Annotated in this window: 21 protein-coding genes and 1 pseudogene; 3 read left to right on the top strand and 19 right to left on the bottom strand. The window is 44.0% G+C overall.

What is annotated here, in order from left to right; genetic code table 11:
• The 10 genes and pseudogenes from AWV70_RS24425 to AWV70_RS08955 all read right to left on the bottom strand — a co-directional run.
• A pseudogene (locus tag AWV70_RS24425) lies at positions 1-221 on the bottom strand (23S rRNA (adenine(2503)-C(2))-methyltransferase RlmN); the annotation flags it as partial.
• Positions 222-316: 95 nt separating this feature from the next.
• The gene (locus AWV70_RS08995) at positions 317-499 is read right to left on the bottom strand and encodes a hypothetical protein (protein WP_060206301.1); all 183 of its coding nucleotides are present in this window, start codon (positions 497-499) and stop codon (positions 317-319) included.
• 80 nt (positions 500-579) lie between these two features.
• Positions 580-1,644 carry a histidinol-phosphate transaminase gene (hisC, locus tag AWV70_RS08990; protein ID WP_060206299.1) on the bottom strand — a complete coding sequence of 355 codons (1,065 nt, stop codon included), beginning with the start codon at positions 1,642-1,644 and terminating at the stop codon, positions 580-582.
• Positions 1,637-2,278, bottom strand: coding sequence for a bifunctional phosphoribosyl-AMP cyclohydrolase/phosphoribosyl-ATP diphosphatase HisIE (hisIE, locus tag AWV70_RS08985; protein WP_060206296.1), 642 nt, complete (start codon positions 2,276-2,278; stop codon positions 1,637-1,639). Before hisIE ends, hisC begins: the two co-directional genes overlap by 8 nt.
• Positions 2,275-3,036 (bottom strand): imidazole glycerol phosphate synthase subunit HisF, encoded by a 762-nt coding sequence (hisF, locus tag AWV70_RS08980; RefSeq protein ID WP_060206294.1) that lies wholly within the window; start codon positions 3,034-3,036, stop codon positions 2,275-2,277. Before hisF ends, hisIE begins: the two co-directional genes overlap by 4 nt.
• The gene (hisA, locus tag AWV70_RS08975) at positions 3,033-3,749 is read right to left on the bottom strand and encodes a 1-(5-phosphoribosyl)-5-[(5-phosphoribosylamino)methylideneamino]imidazole-4-carboxamide isomerase (RefSeq protein ID WP_060206292.1); all 717 of its coding nucleotides are present in this window, start codon (positions 3,747-3,749) and stop codon (positions 3,033-3,035) included. Before hisA ends, hisF begins: the two co-directional genes overlap by 4 nt.
• Positions 3,750-3,762: 13 nt before the next feature.
• Positions 3,763-4,347, bottom strand: coding sequence for an imidazoleglycerol-phosphate dehydratase HisB (hisB, locus tag AWV70_RS08970; RefSeq protein WP_060206286.1), 585 nt, complete (start codon positions 4,345-4,347; stop codon positions 3,763-3,765).
• A complete protein-coding gene (gene hisD / locus AWV70_RS08965; RefSeq protein ID WP_060206284.1) occupies positions 4,344-5,624 on the bottom strand; it encodes a histidinol dehydrogenase in 1,281 nt (426 codons plus the stop codon). Before hisD ends, hisB begins: the two co-directional genes overlap by 4 nt.
• A complete protein-coding gene (hisG, locus tag AWV70_RS08960; protein ID WP_060206282.1) occupies positions 5,621-6,256 on the bottom strand; it encodes an ATP phosphoribosyltransferase in 636 nt (211 codons plus the stop codon). Before hisG ends, hisD begins: the two co-directional genes overlap by 4 nt.
• Before the next feature lie 14 nt (positions 6,257-6,270).
• Positions 6,271-7,233 carry an ATP phosphoribosyltransferase regulatory subunit gene (locus AWV70_RS08955; RefSeq protein WP_060206280.1) on the bottom strand — a complete coding sequence of 321 codons (963 nt, stop codon included), beginning with the start codon at positions 7,231-7,233 and terminating at the stop codon, positions 6,271-6,273.
• A 106-nt stretch (positions 7,234-7,339) separates the two neighbouring features.
• Between AWV70_RS08955 and AWV70_RS08950 the strand changes: the two genes are divergently transcribed.
• Positions 7,340-8,134, top strand: coding sequence for a histidinol-phosphatase HisJ family protein (locus AWV70_RS08950; RefSeq protein ID WP_060206279.1), 795 nt, complete (start codon positions 7,340-7,342; stop codon positions 8,132-8,134).
• 228 nt (positions 8,135-8,362) lie between these two features.
• Here AWV70_RS08950 and AWV70_RS08945 read toward each other — a convergent pair whose 3' ends face one another.
• The 7 genes from AWV70_RS08945 to gdhA form a co-directional block, all read right to left on the bottom strand.
• On the bottom strand, positions 8,363-8,944 hold the full coding sequence (locus tag AWV70_RS08945) for a YdcF family protein (RefSeq protein ID WP_235588593.1): 582 nt from the start codon (positions 8,942-8,944) through the stop codon (positions 8,363-8,365).
• A 63-nt stretch (positions 8,945-9,007) separates the two neighbouring features.
• Positions 9,008-9,673, bottom strand: a complete 666-nt coding sequence (locus AWV70_RS08940) for an ABC transporter ATP-binding protein (RefSeq protein ID WP_306464379.1) — start codon at positions 9,671-9,673, stop codon at positions 9,008-9,010.
• A 1-nt stretch (position 9,674) separates the two neighbouring features.
• Positions 9,675-10,805 carry an ABC transporter permease gene (locus tag AWV70_RS08935; protein WP_060206274.1) on the bottom strand — a complete coding sequence of 377 codons (1,131 nt, stop codon included), beginning with the start codon at positions 10,803-10,805 and terminating at the stop codon, positions 9,675-9,677.
• Entirely contained in the window at positions 10,802-12,025 is a 1,224-nt protein-coding gene (locus tag AWV70_RS08930) for an ABC transporter permease (RefSeq protein WP_060206272.1), read from the bottom strand. The genes AWV70_RS08935 and AWV70_RS08930 overlap by 4 nt, the downstream gene beginning before the upstream one ends.
• Positions 12,026-12,043: 18 nt before the next feature.
• Positions 12,044-13,633 (bottom strand): DUF6583 family protein, encoded by a 1,590-nt coding sequence (locus AWV70_RS08925; protein ID WP_060206270.1) that lies wholly within the window; start codon positions 13,631-13,633, stop codon positions 12,044-12,046.
• 201 nt (positions 13,634-13,834) lie between these two features.
• Complete coding sequence (locus AWV70_RS08920; RefSeq protein ID WP_060206269.1) at positions 13,835-15,043, bottom strand: argininosuccinate synthase; 1,209 nt, start codon at positions 15,041-15,043, stop codon at positions 13,835-13,837.
• 251 nt (positions 15,044-15,294) lie between these two features.
• On the bottom strand, positions 15,295-16,674 hold the full coding sequence (gene gdhA / locus AWV70_RS08915; protein WP_060206267.1) for an NADP-specific glutamate dehydrogenase: 1,380 nt from the start codon (positions 16,672-16,674) through the stop codon (positions 15,295-15,297).
• Positions 16,675-16,986: 312 nt separating this feature from the next.
• Between gdhA and AWV70_RS24125 the strand changes: the two genes are divergently transcribed.
• On the top strand, positions 16,987-17,127 hold the full coding sequence (locus AWV70_RS24125) for a hypothetical protein (RefSeq protein WP_201024340.1): 141 nt from the start codon (positions 16,987-16,989) through the stop codon (positions 17,125-17,127).
• 56 nt (positions 17,128-17,183) lie between these two features.
• Here the strand turns inward: AWV70_RS24125 and AWV70_RS08910 are convergent, their stop codons facing one another.
• Positions 17,184-18,467 carry a LysM peptidoglycan-binding domain-containing protein gene (locus AWV70_RS08910; RefSeq protein ID WP_060206265.1) on the bottom strand — a complete coding sequence of 428 codons (1,284 nt, stop codon included), beginning with the start codon at positions 18,465-18,467 and terminating at the stop codon, positions 17,184-17,186.
• A gap of 160 nt (positions 18,468-18,627) precedes the next feature.
• On the opposite strand from AWV70_RS08910, the gene AWV70_RS08905 reads away from it, so the two are divergent.
• Positions 18,628-19,266: a spore coat protein gene (locus AWV70_RS08905; RefSeq protein ID WP_235588592.1), complete on the top strand. Its 639-nt coding sequence runs from the start codon at positions 18,628-18,630 to the stop codon at positions 19,264-19,266.
• Between the two features lie 189 nt (positions 19,267-19,455).
• Here AWV70_RS08905 and AWV70_RS08900 read toward each other — a convergent pair whose 3' ends face one another.
• Positions 19,456-20,355 (bottom strand): RluA family pseudouridine synthase, encoded by a 900-nt coding sequence (locus AWV70_RS08900; RefSeq protein ID WP_153009934.1) that lies wholly within the window; start codon positions 20,353-20,355, stop codon positions 19,456-19,458.
• Between the last annotated feature and the right edge of the window lie 41 nt (positions 20,356-20,396).

The raw sequence follows: 20,396 nt of genomic DNA, 5'->3' as shown, positions 1-20,396 counted from the left end.
CTTGAAACTTGCTTCACCGACTGTTCAAGCGTCTCTATTACAAAATTATCTTCCATTAATTGAACGCATTCTTTATTTATATTCGACATATCTGCAAAGTTGGTGACGCGCTTTTTGTAAAGCCAGTCCCATACTTGTGCAGCACGGAATTTCTTTTGTCCATTTTCGACTAGCCAATTTGTCAATTGATCCAACGTCAAGCCGTAAATTGATTTTTTCATGTCAATTCCTCACTTCTCAGATTTGCATTCAGTCATTATACCATAATAGTTACAAAAACAGAAGAAAAAGCTGCATTATACAATGTCAGCTTTTCTTATTTTGACTCATTCGCCCTGTTTTTATCCTGTTTTATTTTCATGACAAGAACAAATACATTCATTACGGCCAAGACCGTGAAGAAGATGGCGATGCCCGTCTGTCCTTTTGTGAAACGGTCAACTGCAAAATAGCCTAAGAAAATGATTAGTGCAATATCGATAAATTTTGGTGTCGTCAACTGGAGGCTCCCCCCTTTGTGCCAAACATTCCATTTGACTACAGTATAACAGTTCCCTATCCTGCATTGCTATCCTATTATCAAACTAGCGTTAGAATCTGTTCCAGCTTCTCTAGCAGACAATCCATCTGTTCATCTGTACCAATCGATATGCGCAAATAGTTATTGATGTCGGGTTGATTGAAATGGCGCACGAGAATTCCTTCTTCTTTCAACTGGACATATAACTCTGACGCTGCCCTTTCCGCGTGGGAGGCAAAAACGAAATTTGCCTGTGACGGGAGAACATGAAAACCCATTCTCTTCAACGCAGCCGTAAAGCGATTCCGCGTCTCCTTGATTTGTTTAATAGTTGAATTGAAATACTCCTGATCTTGTAATGCAGCCGTCGCCCCGGCGATTGCAAGCCTGTCGACCGTATATGAGTTGATGGAATCCTTGATCCGCACAAGTGCTTCAATCAAATCGGGATGTCCGATCGCATAACCGACGCGCATACCTGCAAGCGACCGGGATTTCGATGTCGTCTGGATGATGAGCAGATTGTCATATGACTTCACTAACTCCACAGCGGATGCAGTTGCGAAATCGATATACGCCTCATCGATGATGACGACCTTTTCGGGGTTATTCACAACAATCGATTCAATCGATGAAAGTTCTATATAAAGACTTGTCGGTGCATTCGGATTCGGAAGGATGACACCGCCTTCCGAGTTAAAGAAAGATTCTTCTGGAATCGTGAAGTCTTCATTAACACGAATGGGCTCATACGGAATGTCGAACAGTTTTGCGTATACAGGATAGAAGCTATACGTGATGTTCGGAAAGCGGATTGGCTTGTCTGGATGGAAGAAAGCCATGAATGAAAAAGCAAGAACTTCATCCGACCCGTTCCCAATAAACACTTCTTCCTTTGAAACGCCGTAAGTTTCTGCAATGGCAAGGCGTAAGCTGTCTGCTGTTGGAGATGGATATAAGCGTAGTTGACCTTCCAGTTGTTCCAATATCGCTTCTTTGACGAATGGACTTGGTGGATAAGGATTTTCATTCGTATTCAACTTGATGATGTCTGGCTCATTCAATTGTTCACCCGGCACATAAGGCTCGGCCCGTTTCGCGATTTCACTCCAAAGCTTATTCATCTTGAGACCCCTTGCCTGTATGCTGTCTTCTGTTTTTTAAAATCGTCTTCACATCATCAATTGAAACGTCCAATAGTTCCATCAGGACAAGTGTGTGATACGTCAAATCTGCTAGTTCGTTCGTCAATTCATGCTTATCCCGATTTTTCGCGCCGATGACGACTTCCGTCGATTCTTCCCCAATCTTTTTCAACACTTTGTCTACCCCTTCTCGGAACAGATACGAAGTGTAAGAGCCTTCAATCGGGTTTGCGCGACGCTCCTTGATTTCGTCTACGATTTCATGAACGACTGTACGCACTGAACGATCTTCTTCAAATCCGTTTGTATAGAAGCATGTCGTTTCACCCGTATGGCAAGCGGGTCCTAACGGCTCCACATGCAAGAGGATTGCATCTTGATCGCAGTCGACTGATAGCCGTTTAACAATTTGGCGATTGCTGGAAGTCGCTCCTTTATTCCAAAGTTCCTGTCTGGAACGGCTGTAAAACCAAGTCTCTTTCGTTTCGAGTGTCTTTTGGATGGATTCCCGATTCATATATGCGAGCATAAGCACTTCACCTGTCGTCTCGTCCTGAATGATAGCAGGAATCAAACCGTTTTCATCAAATGTAAGTTCATCGAAATTCATCATGATTCATTCCTAACAACTTGTTTTTGTTCTTCCAAATACGTCTTCAATTCACCGAGATTAATTTCATCGAAGTGGAATACGGAAGCTGCAAGGGCTGCGCTCGCTTTCCCTTCCGTCAATACCTCCGCAAAATCTTCCAGCTTGCCAGCCCCGCCGCTTGCAACAATCGGTATATTAACCGCATCAGCCAACGCTTTGTAAAGCTCGATATCATACCCTTCCTTCACGCCGTCACCGTCAATGCTGTTAACGACGAGTTCACCGGCGCCCAATTGCTCTCCTTTTATCGCCCATTCGATTGCATCGATTTCCGTTTCTTCCATGCCGCCCTTTGCAAAGACGGACCACTTCCGAGGACCGGTCTTCTTTACGTCCATCGAAAGCATAACTCGTTCAGTTCCGAATTTCCTAGCAGCTTCTCGAATCAACTCAGGGTTCAGCAATGCAGCGCTATTAATAGAAACTTTATCCCCGCCGATGCTGAAGACTTTTTCAATATCTTCGATTGTCCGAATCCCACCACCGACGATGAATGGAATCGGGACCTCTTTTGCAATTTCTTCAATCAAATCAAGGAACATTCCCCGGTTTTTCGTAGAGGCGGATATATCATAAAAAACGAGTTCATCCGCGCCATCCGCGACATATTTTTTTGCTAGTTCAAGCGGGTCAGCCACCTCTTGAACATCTAAGAATTTTTTTCCTTTCACGACTTTCCGGTTATCGACGTCCATGCATGGAATAATTCGTTTTTTCATTTCCCCACTGCCTCCAATGCTGTTTCTAAGGATAGATTCCCTTCATACAATGCTTTTCCGATAATAGCGCCATACAGATCCATCATTTTCAATTTCACGATGTCAAGATTGGTTGATACCCCACCGGATGCGATGACGTTTATGTCTGATGCTTTGTTCATCACATATAGCTCGTCGAAATTGGGACCTTGCAGCATACCGTCTTTCATGATGTCGGTATAAACGACCGTTTTGACGCCAATTTCCTCAAGCCATCGCAACAACTTGACCGCTTTGACATCAGTCGTTTCCGTCCAGCCGTCCGTTGCGACAAATCCATTTCGCGCATCAATCGACACTGCAATCTTTTCAGCATATTTGGCGACCGCTTCTTCGACAAATCCCGGATTCTGAATGGCTGCCGTCCCGATAATGACCCTGCTGACGCCGTTTGCAATATGTGAATCGATCGTTTCCATCGTCCGTATCCCTCCGCCTACTTGTACAGGGATTTTTACGGCCTTCGCAATTTGCGCGATCGCTTCCTTATTCAATGAATCACCGGTCTTCGCGCCGTCCAAATCGACGACATGTATGTACTCGGCCCCTTGCTTTTCCCATTCTTTCGCCACTTCCAAAGGCGTTTCATGGTAGACGGTTTCCTGTGCGTAATCGCCTTGTATGAGACGAACGCATTTGCCACCTCTAATATCGATTGCCGGAAATAAAATCATTGACGACTCCCCCTTATAAGATGCCTTTTGTCGATGGAACCCCTTCTATTTCAGAATTTATTGAACTCGCAATACGCAAAGCCCTTCCAAAACTTTTAAAAATCGATTCGATAATATGATGACTGTTCTTTCCATATTGCAAATTGATATGCAATGTTACATTGGCATGTCTCGTGAAGGCGAGGAAAAATTCCTCCACCAATTCGGTATCAAAGTCCCCTACTTTGTCTTTCAGTCCTTCGACATTATAGACGAGAAAAGAGCGTCCGCTTATGTCGAGTGAGACAGTTGAAAGTGCCTCGTCCATCGGGGTTGACACCATCGAATACCGTTCGATTCCTTCCTTTTTTCCGATGCAACGGTTGAACGCCTGCCCAAGTACAATGCCGATATCTTCGACCGTATGGTGCTGATCGACGGTGAGATCACCGTTGCACTCGACTATCAAATCAAATCTGCCATGCTTCGCGAACAATATCAGCATATGGTCGAGAAAACCGACTCCTGTCCGTATATCCGTCTTACCTGTTCCATCGATCGCAAACTCGAGATCAATTGCCGTTTCCGCAGTGTTCCTCGAAATTTCACAGCTTCTCATTCCTCTTCCCCCTTCCGCAGTCGGATCGATTCGGCGTGTCCCGTCAATCGCTCTGCTTCCGCCATAACAATGATGTCGTCCGCCACTTCATTGAACGCATCCTCCGTGTATTGGATAATGCTCGATTTTTTAAGGAAATCATAAACACCTAACGGAGACGAGAATGCGGCAGTTCCGCTAGTCGGCAATGTATGATTCGGTCCCGCCATATAATCCCCCAATGCTTCCGGTGAAAACGGTCCGAGGAAAATAGCGCCAGCATTCCGTATAAACGGCAGTTGTTCCATCGGATTTTCAACCATGATTTGCAAATGCTCCGGTGCAATTTCATTCACAACGCCAATCGCTTCCTCCGGCGAATTAACAACGATGATTCTGCCAAAATCGTTTATGGATCGACTTGCAATATCCACCCGTTCCAGTTTAGACAACTGGATTTCGACTTCCGCCACAAGCTTGCCTGCAAACCGTTCGCTAGTCGTCACACAAATGGCCGCTGCCCTTTCGTCATGCTCCGCTTGAGACAGCAGATCTGCCGCCACGAACGCAGGGTTTGCCGTTTCATCCGCCAAAACACAAATTTCGCTTGGACCTGCGATCATATCGATCGCAACGTCACCAAATACCCATTTTTTCGCCCTAGCTACATATGCGTTGCCGGGACCAGTTATTTTCATCACTCGCCCGATCGATTCCGTCCCATAGGTAAATGCGGCTATCGCCTGTGCGCCGCCCACTTTATAGACAATATCGACACCGCACTCTTTCGCCGCCACAAGCACATGTGGATTCACTTTCCCGTCCGGCTGCGGCGGTGTAGTGATGGCAATATGGTCGACCCCAGCAATTGTTGCGGGGATAGCATTCATGAGAACAGTTGACGGATAGGCCGCCTTCCCACCGGGCACGTAGATGCCGACTTTTTCAATCGGAGTCACTTGCTGACCGAGTAAAATTCCTTTTTCTTGTCGGATGAACCATGAACGTTCCCGTTGTTCTTCATGAAAGTCAGTGATTCTTTGTTTCGCTTTCAGTAGAGATGCAATAAAGCTTTGGGAGACGAGCGTGTATGCTTCATCAAATTCGTCATCCGTGACAATTAGGCTTTCTTGTTTCACACCGTCAAACCGCTCCGTGTACGTAAGTATTGCCGCATCTCCATTCAAGCGGACGTCGTTTATAATCGCCAGCACTTTCCTATCGAATTCCAAATCAGTTGATTGTTTGTTCCGCTTTTTAATTTCCATCGTATAGTCGGTCGCGGTGACAATTTTCATGAATACACCTCCAAACCTTTTTTTACGTCGGCTATGAATTGTTGTATCCGTTCTGTCTTCAAGGCATAACTTGCTTTATTGACAATCAATCTTGCGCTCACTTCCGCAATTGTTTCGAGAACAACTAATCCATTCTCTTTCAATGTTGTCCCAGTTTCGACAACATCGACGATGCAATCTGCTAAGCCGATAAGCGGCGCCAATTCTACCGATCCGTTCAACTTGATGATCTCGGTACGAAGGCCTTTTTGATCAAAATGCATTTTTGCCAGATTCGGATATTTCGAAGCTATGGTGAGCTTTGGTTTGTCTATCATTTTTTCGCCAGGGAAACCCGCAACCGCTATTTTGCATTTCCCGATGCCAAGGTCCAATAGTTCATATACTTCTTTCGGATCTTCCAGTACGACATCCTTGCCAATCACCCCGATATCCGCCGCTCCGAGCTCAACATACGTCGGAACATCGACTGCTTTTACGAAGATCAGCTTGATGCTTCTCCCGTCGTCTGTGAAGATGAGTTTCCTGCTTTTTTCATCAAAATCCGAAAATAGGATTCCGGAATTCTCCAATAAGGAAAGCGCTTCGTTTGCGATCCTCCCTTTTGCCATTGCGATCGTTATCGTATCCATCCTTCATCCCCCTCCTATCCTTTCAACAATTTCTGATTATCGGAAGCCTTTAACAATGATTCGATTTCACAAGCGAATCCAATCGCCGGCAAATCGGCTCCAAATTCATAGCCTAAACGATCGTATCGTCCTCCCATCAGCACTGGCTTGCCAAAATGTCCAACATACCCTTGGAATAAGATGCCTGAGTAATAGTCCATTCGGTTGATCAACCCAAAGTCGATGACAATTTGCTCTTCAAAGCCTTGTGCAGATAACCTCCTGCAAACTTCCCCGACATATGAAAGGGTTTCTTCCATTCGGAAAGCTGTAGATATTTCCTTTGCACGACGCAGGACATCTTCCGGCTTTCCGTAGAGGTGTGGAATTTGCATAATGGCATATTTCATATCTGGATCTGCATCTACATTTTTAAGAAACGGTGCAATTTCAACACTGTTCTTTGCTTGAATCAATGCTTTCAACTGATCTAGCTGCAATTCGGTCAACGGTAGCTTTGCGATCATTTCTTGAAAAAAAGCGGTATGACCAATTTCAACCTTAATATCTTGGAACTTCAAATCCTTCATCGTTTGCAAGGCCAAGACAATCGTTTCTGCATCGACTTCTGGTGAACTTTCACAAAAATATTCAATACCGGATTGTGTCCTTTCAATTTTTTCAGTCGGATCAGATGACCGCCGAAACACTTCCTGTATATAATAAAAGCGGCGTTCGCTTGTCAGTTTGGTTTCAGAGTGAGACAATTCCTGTGTAATCGGAATCGTCACATCCGGTCTGAGGACAAGTACATCCCCAGCAGGATCGACTATTTTCACCATCTCTTTCCGGTTCACCGAGCTCGTCACTTTGGAATAAAGGTCATAACGTTCAAATGCCGGTGTCCTGACTCGATGGAACCCGTGAGTGGAAAAACGTTTGCTCAATACGCTCGTGACTTGTTCAAACTTTTCATCTTCAGTCAAATTCGGTATCATTTGCTTACCACCTTTTACTTTCACTTTATTACTTTACCTCATTAAAGTTATAACGTACTATAAATCTATATTTCTTATTTGTCAACTGATAGGGGGAATTTTTTAAATGTTTGATTACCATATGCATAGTTCATTTTCAGGAGATTGTAATGTAGACATGGAAGAAATGGTGAAGGGAGCGATTTCAAAAGGACTTGCGGAAATCTGCTTCACGGAACATATCGATTATGATTATCCCGATGATTCAATTGAATTTGATTTCGATAAAAGGAAATACGATGAGCGGATCGATGAATTGCGGAGGCGGTATGACGGGCAGATCCGCATTAAGAAAGGTGTCGAAATTGGTGTGCAGCCGCATTTATTGGAGCAATATGATGGAATGCTTCAATCGGAGAATTTCGATTTCATTATTTGTTCGATGCATACCGTTGCACGGAAAGGCTTGCATTACGGGGAGCTTTTCAAAGGGATTACTGTCGAGGAAGCATCTTTGAAGTATTACAATGAATTGCTGCATTGCGTGAAGAACTTTACGAACTATTCCATATTGGGACATGTCGATTTGATTAAACGGTACGCGCCTGAAGTGATCGATAATGATTTCCATGAAGTATTACGTGAAATTTTTAACGTTATCATTCCTGCTGGAAAAGGAATTGAGTTGAATACTTCAGGTGTCCGTTATGGGTTGCCGAACGGTTTGCCGAGTGATGACGTTTTGAAGCTCTATAAGGAATGTGGCGGGGAGATCATTACACTTGGATCGGATGCACATAAGCCTGAGGATATCGCTTTCGATTTCAAGGAGTCACTCGAGCTGTTACGGTCGATCGGTTTTCGATATATTTCAACGTTTGATGGATTGAAGCCGAGTTTTCATTCGATTGATTTGCTTTGAGCGCGTAGCACTCCCTTTGGATGCGGTGGGGCTCGCTTTGGACGCGCGACCTCTCGCTTTGGACGCGCGACCTCTCGTTTTGGACGCGCGACCTCTCACTTTGGACGCGCGACCTATCGCTTTGGACGCGCAACCTCTCGCTTTGGACGCGCAACCTCTCGCTTTGGACGCGCGGCCTCTCGCTTTGGACGCAAAACAGCCCGCTTTGGACGCGGGCTGTTTGCTTTTTTATTTTCCTACAATAACTGTCTTAATAAGTGCGAGTCTTTCTCTAACATGGTGCTTAGCTTCTACGGATTGTGGTGTTTTGGCTGGCAAAGCATCTGTCTTAAGGCCGAAACTGTCTGCAATCATCCTTGCTCTCGCAAGATGGAAGTCGCTTGTGATAATCGTTATTTCATTTACTTCTTCTGGCAGCAGCTTCTTTGAATAAAGGATATTTTCGTACGTCGATGTCGACTCGGTTTCGAGCAGCAGCCGTTCTTCCTGCACACCATTCTCCATCAAATATCGCCTCATCGCTTCCCCTTCGGCAATGTCCTCGTCCGGCCCTTGCCCGCCTGATAAAATGAATTTCACATAAGGATATGATTCTGCATAGGCTAACGCCTCTTCCAACCGATAGCGTAAAGTAAGCGAAGGTGTCTCCCCGTTCACTTTAGCACCAAGAATGATAGCATATTCATTTGATCCATCCGCCAATGGTTTCTGTCCATCTGTCATCCATTTACCTAACCAGAACCAAGTTCCTAACCCGAGTAAAACCGTTGCAATTCCTATCGTAATCCCCAACTTCTTTGTTTTCTTCACTTGATCACCTATTCAAGTCAATTTTAGTATATGAGGGGGCTGCTGAAAAAATGGCAAGTTCCTTCAGGATAACCTTTCGACGCCAATGCCGCGTTCCTTAAGCAAAGATAGATAAAAGGGATCTTCTCCGATTGAATAAACACGGTCGCATACATTCGTAATTTCGTCCATGTCATGGGACGTGTAAAGAATCATTTTTCCTTCTTTCCTGGCTAAGTTCAACAAATAATTTCCAATCTCCGTTTTTGACTTTAAATCAATCCCGACTGTCGGTTCGTCCAGTAAAAGTAGGATCGGGTCATGCAGCAGGCTGATGGCCAAGTTGAGCTTGCGCTTCATTCCTCCGGACAGTGAATGGACCGGTTCCTTCCACTGTGTCAACTGCATATCGAGACAGAGATTCCTGCATTCTTCGGGAGTTCTTCTTTTCCATGAAAGCTTCTCGAAAAAACGCATATTCTCTTCGACTGTATACTCTTCCCAAACCGAAATATCTTGAGGCACATAGCCTATTATTTGCCGCAACTGCTTGAAATCGTCTTCATATCGCTTACCATTTAAACGCAATTCTCCAGCAGAAGGTTCCATTGCCGTAGCCAAAATTTGCAATAATGTCGATTTTCCGGCACCATTCTCCCCAACTAGGCCGACAATTTCTCCTTCTTTCATTTGAAAAGAAACGTCTTTCAATATGTTTTTCCTTTTATATCGTTTTTGGACACCTGTCACTTCAAGCAATTCGTTTTCCCCCTTTCACCATCCATGCAGCCAGCAGCAACATCAACAACACGAGCCAGCCAATCGGAATTGTCGTAGTCATTAATGAGCGTACAGGACTAAGAATCTCGACCCATTCCCACCTTCTCGATAAAGCGTCGAGCGGTACGATTGCTCCTCCCGTGACGGTCAATAAAAGTGCTACGGCAATTCCCGTTATATAGTACATAAACAATTGACGGTAGACGACCGCAAGCAAAAAGGCAAACAGATTCAATGTCACCCTAAACGCTAGCATCGGGAAGATGAATGACAAGGTAACCGTCTCCTGTAAAACAAAGTGGAAAACAAACAAAGCAAGGACGTCCGATAAAACAGTCAATAATGAATACAAACCTAACATACGTATTGCGTGGCTTTTGAACGATGTTGATGTATATAACCATCTCACTTGCATCGAAGGCCGGCTTTCTTTGATCATCCAATCGAATAGGAAAAAGGCGGCGATTATTGTGAAAAATGCCCAAACTGCTCTGCTGTTCAAAAGCTCCATCGGCTTTTCATCAGGCTGTCCTGTTTGTTTGCCGTATGAAAAACTTGTGTGGAGCAGACTTTCTTTCCTCTGCTTTTCTATGCTCTTTTGGATGATTTCTTCATAATCCCATTGATCTTCCATGCCATAATCTAGGAACAGCTGTTGGATGACCCCTGCCGCTTTCGACCTTGAAATATCTTGTTGGGCAAGAGACATAATCGTTTCTGAAATCGCCGGATATGCGAAGGATCGATTGGAAAAATAGGCTTCAATCAATCCATACCGCCGATTCGCCAATACGGATTCGCCGTACCCTTCCCGGATGACGAAAACACTGTCGAGCTCATGCTGCTTCAACTTATGAAGGGCATCGTCAAGCTCTAAACGTCGAACGGACAACATTTCATTTTTCTCTATTTCTTCCGCCAACTGCGTTGCCAATATAGAAGAATCTTCAACGATAAGCGCAATCGGAACTCTCGACTCGCCTTGCAATATGCCAAATGTCTTCATGACGAACACCGTCAGTATAATTGGAGCAAGCAGCCAGCAGATTACGCTTTTCCATTCCTTTTTCAATCTGAAAAGTTGAGCGGGTTGTCGATTCATCTGCTCCACCTCTCTTTCCAGCTGAGCGACAGCCATAAGACGATACATGCACTGAACGCATAAATTGCTAATGAGGTAAAATCCGCATAGTTACGCCCTTCCAGCAAAAGATCTATCATCCATCCAAGTGCAATCGGCGAGAACAAATAAGGAATCCACTCTTGAAAAACTTGCGGAAAATATAGAGTGGGAATTAAAGCACCACTCACTACTACGACACCGAAAACAAATAAGCATTGTACAAAAAGAACAATCTTCTTTAATGGCAGCAATACATCGATCATAGCAATGCCGCAAAGAAGGATAAAAGCGTACAACAATGCAAATAAACCAAAACGCATCATATCGACAGCATAAAAATCGATTTGAAGAATTTTAATCATGACGTAAAAAGCAAGTCCTGCTAGCAATGAACTTGTAACTAGCGAAATGATCAGCCTTCCTGCAACCCGCTGGCCAACGCTAACGCCGAATAATTTGAGCCGCGTAGCCATCGCTTTTGACTCTTCCTTTTCAAGTACAATATAAAAGGACAAAAGCCATACTGAGAAGACAATGAACCAGCCAGACAGCACAAAGTAATGTAACGGCGACATTGTTGCTGAGTTCTTCAATACTTCTTCATCTAAAAGCTTATCTTTGCCTAATGTAAAGAGCGTGAAATCAACGAACTGATCAAACATCATCTCCATTCGCTCATCGCGGGGCATTGAGGTCTCCTTTGCATAATCATTGATCACTAAAATATTCGCCTGGGCGGCAGCAATATAGCGTGCCAAACTATCGACGAGCTGCTTTGCGATGAAACTATCGATTGGTCTGGCTGGATTGCCGACCATCGGAATTGTTACCGACTCCCCTTCATACAGGTCTTCCGTAAAATTTTTCGGCAATGAAAAAGTAGTGCTAATTTCGTTTCTTTCAATCAATAGCCCGGCTTCCTCACTCGATGCCGGAAAGATTTCTATGTAATTCTGATCGCTTGCCGCTTCTGTCAACAAGGTGCTGATCAGCTTGGATTCCTTCGTCTGATCCTCGTCGACTAACGCGACACGGATCGGTGCGTTCTCAGCAGGGATAATGAGACCCGCAACGAGGCCGACCAGTAATCCAATCAAAACGAGTGGAAATAGAAAAAGAAGAAGAAGGGTCGCCCGCTTCTTCTTCAGCTGTTTCAAATATTCATTCGTAAAAAATAGTATTCTTCGTATCGATTGCAAACAGCTCACTTCCAATCATCAGAAGTTTTCAAGCTCACTTTGGAGATCACCCATCAGGTCCGTTACCCATTTCTCGAACTCTGTAGCTAATTCATCTCCAAGTTCATCCATCTCGTCACTGCTCATTTTACCAACATCAACGGCGTTTTTGGAGTCATCCGGCATATCCACTTTCTTTGCAATTTTCCCTTCTTGTTTTAATCGAAGGTAAATATCGGACGTGGAAAGGTCACCAGTTGGATCGATAATTGTGAACTCATGATCCGCCTTCATTGAATCTTTCTCATGTTCCGCCGTTCCGCTCCAAACGAGTTTAGGAGAAAAGCTTCCATCGGAAATAGAGAACTCTCGGTTAAATGTACGTTTTTTTCCGTCCAATTCTTCTTTTCCTTTATACGAAACGTCCACATAGTCCGCAGTAATTGTCATCGTGTCATCCGACTTCCCGTCTTTCCACGCCAAGTTGCCTGTGAATTTAACGACAGTATCTTCCTGCGCATAAGAATCTGTGCCAGTAAATGAATAATCCCATTTCTGGCCGGATTTATCCAATGATTGGACACCCGCGATTTTCAATGTGGAAATTTCATCTTCAGTTACCCCTAATGACATAGCAAATTCCCGCTTAACGATACTGTTCGATTTATGCCAAATCGTCGATTCGATGCCATTCGGAATATGCCATCCATTCACTTCATCAACTGCTTCGTCCAGCGACGTTTCAAAATCACTAATCAATTCGGTTAGTTTCTGATCAGAAACATCGTCAGTCATCGTCGAAAATGCAATCTGTTCCTTCAAAAGCGCTTTCAGCTTTTCATCTTCCCGCGCTTTCTTGAATAGATCTACTAGCAAAGTTTTCACTTGTTCTTCAGAAAGCTTCATTGCCACTTTTTCTGTTTTCATCTTCTCGCCGAACACATCGATTTCTACTTTTTCACTTGTAAATGCGTCTTCAGGCAACTCATGATAGAGGTATTCCATATATTCCTCTTTCACGTATTTTTGAAATTCACCATCCATGGAAAATTGCTCTTCAAAAATACGAGATAAGCCAAGCTTTTCCGGACCTTCATAGAAAGCATCCGTTTCCCTCATCATTTTTCCGTAGTCCTCATCCATGAAAAACAGTAGTTTATCGGTGAATGGCAATGCTGCCATCATCTTTTCAGGTGTAAAATACAATGTCACGACTTCTGAAGAAACGGAGCCGAATTTCCCGCTGAAATCCATTTCCCATTCCTTCTTTACGGGATCTTTTGTTTGTTTCATTGTAAACGTCGTATTGTTAAGAATTCTTTGCAGTTCGACCATATCATAACCTGCACTCGGATCATTCCATTCAAAGGAAAGATCCTGGGTCGTTTCGACTGGCTTTTTCTTCTGAACATCCATCCAGTCAAACTCATTTTGATAACGCTCCTCGAAAAGCTCTCCCATTTGAGTAAACGTCTTCGTTTCAGCCAGCAAATATTTTACTTTTGGTGACTTGTTTAAAAGAAAGAATGCAGAAACCGATCCGACACCTATCACAAGCACCGCTGTTAGCACGGCAATCAATAGCGCGGGCGACTTCCTTTTCACTTTTGTTTCTTGCACATTCTCCACTGAGCTTCCTCCCTGTCGTAAATGTCTTTCGTAGATTGGAAATCTTATACACATAGAAATTCTACTATAAAAAAAGGATAAATGTTCCTTAATTCTTAAATTGATTAGTTATAGCTAGTTAGCAATCTTAGGAATTCCAGACTATTTAGGCATATGGACAGGAAAAAGCCTCCTGCACTTTTCTGCAGAAGGCACGGTCTATCAATTTCTCACTTTTTGCTTTTTATTCACCGAGCTGTGGACTTCCGTCGGCAGACCCCATAATTGGATGAAGCCGATAGCTGCCGATTGGTCGAACTCGTCATCGGACGTATAGGTCGCCAATTTTTCATCGTATAGGGAGTTGGATGATTTTCTTCCTTCGACAATCGCATGCCCTTTAAATAATTTGACACGGACAACACCGTTCACGTATTGCTGCGTCTCTTTCACGAAAGCTTCCAACGCATTTCGGAGAGGTGAGAACCATAGGCCGTTATAGATCAGCTCGCTAAGCTTCTGAGAAACGAGTGGCTTAAAGTGAGCGACATCTTTTACGAGTGTAATGTCCTCCAGTTCTTTATGCGCCTTCAGCAATGTGACGGCACCCGGACATTCATACACTTCGCGGGATTTGATGCCGACGAGCCGATTTTCAACATGATCAATTCTACCTACTCCATGTTTGCCGGCAACCTCATTCAACATCAAGATCAGTTCACTCAATGGATATTGTTTTCCGTCAATGCTGACAGGCACACCTTCCACAAATTCAATTTCGATAACATCCGGCGTATCTGGCGCGTCTTCGATTGATGAAGTCAATCCGAATGCCTCTTCTGGCGGCGCAGCCCATGGATCTTCAAGAATTCCACATTCATTGCTTCGGCCCCATAGATTTTGGTCGATGGAATAAGGGCTGTCTAGATTGATCGGAATCGGGATATTCTTCTCTTTCGCATACGCGATCTCTTCTTCACGCGACCAGCTCCATTCACGGACTGGAGCGATAACCTCAAGCGTCGGGTCAAGCGCTTTGATTGCGACCTCAAAACGGACCTGGTCATTTCCTTTACCGGTACAGCCATGCGCTACTGCCGTCGCATTTTCTTTATGCGCAACTTCGACAAGCTTTTTGGAAATTAACGGACGCGATAATGCTGAAACAAGTGGATATTTATCTTCATAGTACGTGCGTGCCTGCAATGCGAGCAATGCATATTCCTTTGCAAATTCTTCCTTCGCATCGATGACATAGCTGTTCACCGCACCGACTTGCAAAGCTTTTTGCTGAATGAATTGCAAGTCTTTCCCTTCACCTACATCTAAACAACAAGCGACTACATCATATCCCTTATCTGTCAACCATTGCACCGCCACCGAAGTATCTAGACCACCTGAATACGCCAAAACGACTTTTTTATTTCCCATTATTTTCGTCCTCCTTTATAGATCATGTTGTATCTTTATTCATCAGTATGTATTTTTATAATACCATAGATAATTTGGATTTCAATAGATTTGTATGTGAAAAAGGAAAAATTATTGTTCAATCGAGAGTCGTTGCTTGGAAACTGGGGTTATGAGCGCGGGGAGACTTTTATGAGCGCAGAGTAACATGACAGCAATCACTTCAAATAAAAAACCACCTTACCAACATATGTAAGGTAGTTTTTGTGTAATTATCGTATTCCATGCGCAACCATTGTGTCGGCTACTCTCAGGAACCCTGCGATGTTGGCGCCCATGACGAGATTGCCCGGCTTGCCGAACCGTTCGGCTGCGTCCTTGCAGCTTGCATAGATGTTTTCCATGACCGTTTTTAGGCGCATATCCACTTCTTCTTCTGTCCAACCAAGCCTCATGCTGTTTTGCGACATTTCCATCGCGGAGACTGCCACTCCACCCGCATTCGCTGCTTTTGCAGGGGCAAAAAGCACTTTATTCTCTAGGAAAATTTCGATTGCTTCGATATTGCATGGCATATTGGCACCCTCGCCTAGCGCTTGTAAACCGTTTGCAATCAGCATATGGGCTGCGATTTCATCGATTTCATTTTGTGTTGCACAAGGAAGCGCAATATCACAAGGGATAGACCAGATCGCCGAGCAATCCTCATGGTATTCGGCATCCGGGTGCTCCTTCGTATACTCCCAAATCCGTTTATTCTCCACTTCTTTCAACCGTTTTACCGTCTCAAGATCTATGCCATTCTTATCGTAAATATAGCCGCCGGAATCGCTGCATGCGACAACCTTCGCTCCAAGTTGTTGGGCCTTTTCAATAGCATATGTCGACACATTTCCGGAACCCGATACAACGACAGTGCTATCTTTGAAGGAAAGTCCGTTTTCATTCAACATCTCCTCAACGAAATAGACCGTTCCGTAACCGGTCGCTTCTTTCCGTCCTAGCGAACCGCCGTGTTTCGGATCCTTTCCTGTCAGAACGCCCGCCTCGTAGCCGCCTTTCAGCCGATTGTATTGGCCGAACATATAGCCAATCTCCCGTTTGCCGACACCGATATCTCCTGCTGGCACGTCAATATCCGGGCCGATGTGCTTGCTTAACTCGGTCATGAAGCTCTGCGTGAAACGCATAATTTCGCGTTCAGACTTCCCTTTCGGATCAAAATCGGAGCCGCCTTTCCCCGCACCGATCGGTTGCCCGGTCAATGCATTTTTGAAAATCTGTTCAAACGCAAGAAATTTCATGATGCTATTGTTGACGGAAGGATGGAAGCGGATGCCGCCTTTATACGGACCGAGATCGCTATTGAATTGAACGCGGAATCCTCGATTGACATGCACTTTCCCTTTGTCATCCTCCCAGGCCACACGGAAAGAGATGATCCGCTCCGGCTCTGTTATGCGCTCCAGTATTCCGTTCCGAATATATTCAGGATGCTTGGCAAAGACCGGTCGAAGCGAATCGAATATTTCTCTCGTCGCTTGTAAAAATTCTTTTTCATCGGGATTTCTCTTTTTTACCAGTTCATAAACTTCATGAACGTAATCATTCGCCCGGTTCCGGTTTTCTCTGGTGTTTTCCATATTTGTCATTTGCCTCATCCTTTCTTGAAACTACCGAAGAAAAAATTATATCGTGCGTAAAATCTCCATGAAAATTAATATTTCGAAATCGTTTCCTCGTTTCAATAAGTATTACTGAAAATATGAATATATTCAACAACTTTTTCGTTTCACTGAGATTTACTATGGCTATATTATGTCGGTTTCACGAGTCTTGTCGAAATTAGTAGAACGAAAATAAAATCATTTACCCATTTTTGAACATAGATTATTAGTAGACATATCCAAAACCATATTTTTGCGATTTGGAAAACAACTACAAAGAGAAAGAGGAGATGCTTTATGAAATTCAGCAAAATGCTGCGCACAGTAATAGGAGCCAATTTAGTTATTTTAATGGCTTTCGCATTCCTACCTGCTCTGTTAATCAATCCGGATGTAGACATTTTCCAAAGCGCAATCAATTATATTTCAAAAGAATAACAGTTGAGTTATTAAATGAACCATATGTGCAGCTTGCACATATGGTTCGCTTTACATTATCGTTTTCGCACATTGAAATTATCTGTGAGTAACAGCCAGTTTTGCGGGAATGCTAATCCCAGCTTCCAATACATCATGCCACGCAAATTGAATTCCTTCAACAAGTTAAATTTAGCTTGGATGCTGCGTGCATCTTCAAACCACACGTCATGGCGCACTCCGTCATTATCCCAATAAAGGAAGAACGGCGCTTGGGCAACGGTATCGTATTGGATATTCGCGTTCCGGCTAATAGCCAAATTAACTGCCTGTTGGGGGCTGAGCGCTTTTGCAGCAACTCCAGTCTCCGGAGGATATGGATACGTCCAGTCATAGCCGTATAAATTTTGCCCCAGGAAGATCTTTTCGGGAGGTATCTGACTGACTGCGAATTCTACGACTCGACGAACTTGATTGATTGGGCTGACGGCTTGCGGTTCACTATATGAATAACCCCATTCATACGTCATTAACGTGACGAAATCGCAAATTTCCCCGTGTGCTTTGTAATCAATTCCCCCGTAAAGCCCTGTCGGATCATCAGCAGTTTTCGGCGCCAATGCAGTAGATAGCGTCAAGCCCGCTGGATGGAAGCGGGCGCGGGCATTTCTCAGAAACGTATTATACAGTTGCCTATCCGCCGGCCGAATAAATTCAAAATCAAAATGAATATCGGAGTAGCCTATTCTTCTGGCAGTTTGGACAATATTCTCGAACAGGCGATTTTGTACCGTTTGATCTGTAAACAAAACATGTGCCAATTCAGCACTGAAAGCAAAATTCTCCAAGTTACTGATGACCATTGCATTCAGAACTCCGGCTTGCGCCGCTATTTCAGGAATATCATCAATCGGTGGTGTTTTCAATGAACCATCCCGTTGCGGTTCATAGCTGAACATTGCCAAGTAAGTTAAATCACCCACCCTATTCCTAACTTCCTGGACTGTTGATTCAATGATCGCTTCCCTTGGTTCAACGTATAGAAATACATCGATGATCGACTTTCTCCTTTGTGGAATATACAATCGTTGTCCTATATGCAAAATACTATTCGGGGAAATGCGATTGATTCTGGCGAGCTCCTCTACTGTCGTCCCGTACAATCTTGAAATGATATAAAGGGATTGGCCGGGTTGCACCCAATGGTAGCCGCCTGTGATGGGTATGACGAGTGCTTGCCCGACAACGATTCGGGATGGATCTATCAATTCATTTGCCCGTGCGATATCCTCATACGGTACACCATACGCTTGCCCGATCCCGTATAAGCTTTGCCCTTGCTGCACGACATGTATTTGCATTTCTATCCACTGCCTTTCATTGACAAAATGTCCTTTATCCTATGCTATTTTTAAAGACATGCGATTATGCGTATTTAGCAACTTTTACACGCATATACCTCCTCCTTGAAGCCATACTACTGTCGATTGAAAATCAATCTAAAAAAGGAGGATACTTATATTGACGCAAAATCAATTTGGTGAAACGCATCAAAATATGCATACAGGGGCAGTTCCACCACAGATGAACCACGGGGGACACGAGCTTTTTGATGTCCATGAGGTACTTTCAAGTACAATAGCAGCATTGAATCAGGCAATGATTTTACGGCCACATGTCAAGGACCCCGAGTTGCTCGACATTTTGGACAGGCAATACCGCTTTACATTGGATGAATATAATATTACGGTGGAAGCTTTTAAAACGGGTATGGATCCATCCCATCCGACAGGCAGCTATAAGATGAAACAAGGAAATGACTTTGTCTATGGCATGAAGCCATCGCAACCGAAGAAGCCAATTCAAAATGCGAGCGAAATTTCGGATGAAATCATTTCCGGTTTCCTTCTCGGATCAGCAAAAACGAACGCGTCGGGGAAGACGATGGCAGCTCTTGAGACGTGTAACCCTGTCGTCAGACGTGTGTTGCAGGATTCAGTGCCTAACTGCATTGAGATGGCTTACGAGCTTTCAATTTATCAAAACAAGCATCATTATTACCAGGTGCCTCAGCTCGCCCAGCAAGATATGCAGGCGATTTTGAATTCGTATGCCTCATCAGTAGGTCAACCAAGCATGCCGAATCCTACGGTGCAATAAATTGTAAAAATGAAAATCGCCAGAACGGCTCCCTTTCCGCGGGCTTTACCTTAGCCTCCTCACTTCATTGCGGGGTCTTCGGCTAATCCTTTTTCCGCAGGAGTGTCGCCTTTTCTGGCGATTTTCTTAGTGTTCATTTAACACAAAAAAGCGGTCTAAATTCAATTATTGAATTTAGACCACTATTTATTATAAAGATTTATTGATGAAGGATGATGGGATCTGTGATTCGAATTTCATTATTTCATTTGTTTCCGGGTGAACGATCGTTAATGCTGTTGCGTGCAAGCCGAGTCTTTTGATTGGATTGACAGTCGAGCCGTATTTTTTGTCGCCGACTACTGGATGGCCGATTTCCTCCATATGGACCCGTATCTGGTTTTTTCGACCTGTTTCCAATTTGACCTCCAGCAAAGAGTATTGGCGATTCGATCGTATTTTCTTATAGTGGGTAATTGCGAGTTGACCACCGTTGTCCGTCGGATTCGAGTAAACTTTGTACGTTCTCGTCTCCTTCAACCACGATTTGATCGTACCGGATTCTTTCCGGACATTCCCTTCCACCAAGGCCGTGTATATCCTTTCCTTCACGACTTCATCCCAATGATCTTGCAATACCATTTTCACTTGCTCGCTTTTCGCGAACAGGAGGACACCTGACGTATCCCGGTCCAAACGATGGACGATGAAAACTCTTTGCCGCAGGTCCTTCCGTTTCACGTAAGCCGACACTTCACTAAATGCCGTTCTTTCGTTTTTATCTTTTGCAGCCATCGATAACAGGCTGGCTTCCTTATCTATGACGATAATTGCGTCGTCTTCGTAGATAATTGTCAGGCCAGTAATTTTGCTTTCATTCAAAGCAGCTTTATTCGCGAGGATCTCCACTTTATGTCCTGGCAACAATTGATGATTATGCTTCGTTACTGTGCTGCCGTCCACAGAGACCTGTCCTCTCGTCAACATCGATTTAATGGAATTTCGGCTGTTCTTTTTCATGTTTTCTAATAAAAACGGTAATAACTCCGCTTCTTCATTCACCGTGAAAAGGAAGGAATCTTCCCTTTTCTTCTTTTGATTCTTATGCATGTCCTGTCTCCTCACTCTCTCCATCAATTATCCACAAATTG

The organism is Sporosarcina koreensis (assembly GCF_001531445.1).
Lineage (GTDB): Bacteria > Bacillota > Bacilli > Bacillales_A > Planococcaceae > Sporosarcina > Sporosarcina koreensis_C.
This window is presented reverse-complemented; position numbering and strand designations above follow the sequence as displayed.

Bases quoted from the DNA above. Each gene is read 5' to 3' on its own strand.
- hisC (WP_060206299.1), bottom strand. From the start codon at position 1,644: ATGAATAAGCTTTGGAGTGAAATCGCGAAACGGGCCGAGCCTTATGTG.
- hisIE (WP_060206296.1), bottom strand. From the start codon at position 2,278: ATGATGAATTTCGATGAACTTACATTTGATGAAAACGGTTTGATTCCT.
- hisF (WP_060206294.1), bottom strand. From the start codon at position 3,036: ATGAAAAAACGAATTATTCCATGCATGGACGTCGATAACCGGAAAGTC.
- hisA (WP_060206292.1), bottom strand. From the start codon at position 3,749: ATGATTTTATTTCCGGCAATCGATATTAGAGGTGGCAAATGCGTTCGT.
- hisB (WP_060206286.1), bottom strand. From the start codon at position 4,347: ATGAGAAGCTGTGAAATTTCGAGGAACACTGCGGAAACGGCAATTGAT.
- hisD (WP_060206284.1), bottom strand. From the start codon at position 5,624: ATGAAAATTGTCACCGCGACCGACTATACGATGGAAATTAAAAAGCGG.
- hisG (WP_060206282.1), bottom strand. From the start codon at position 6,256: ATGGATACGATAACGATCGCAATGGCAAAAGGGAGGATCGCAAACGAA.
- AWV70_RS08955 (WP_060206280.1), bottom strand. From the start codon at position 7,233: ATGATACCGAATTTGACTGAAGATGAAAAGTTTGAACAAGTCACGAGC.
- AWV70_RS08950 (WP_060206279.1), top strand. From the start codon at position 7,340: ATGTTTGATTACCATATGCATAGTTCATTTTCAGGAGATTGTAATGTA.
- AWV70_RS08935 (WP_060206274.1), bottom strand. From the start codon at position 10,805: ATGAATCGACAACCCGCTCAACTTTTCAGATTGAAAAAGGAATGGAAA.
- AWV70_RS08920 (WP_060206269.1), bottom strand. From the start codon at position 15,043: ATGGGAAATAAAAAAGTCGTTTTGGCGTATTCAGGTGGTCTAGATACT.
- gdhA (WP_060206267.1), bottom strand. From the start codon at position 16,674: ATGACAAATATGGAAAACACCAGAGAAAACCGGAACCGGGCGAATGAT.
- AWV70_RS24125 (WP_201024340.1), top strand. From the start codon at position 16,987: ATGAAATTCAGCAAAATGCTGCGCACAGTAATAGGAGCCAATTTAGTT.
- AWV70_RS08910 (WP_060206265.1), bottom strand. From the start codon at position 18,467: ATGCAAATACATGTCGTGCAGCAAGGGCAAAGCTTATACGGGATCGGG.
- AWV70_RS08900 (WP_153009934.1), bottom strand. From the start codon at position 20,355: ATGCATAAGAATCAAAAGAAGAAAAGGGAAGATTCCTTCCTTTTCACG.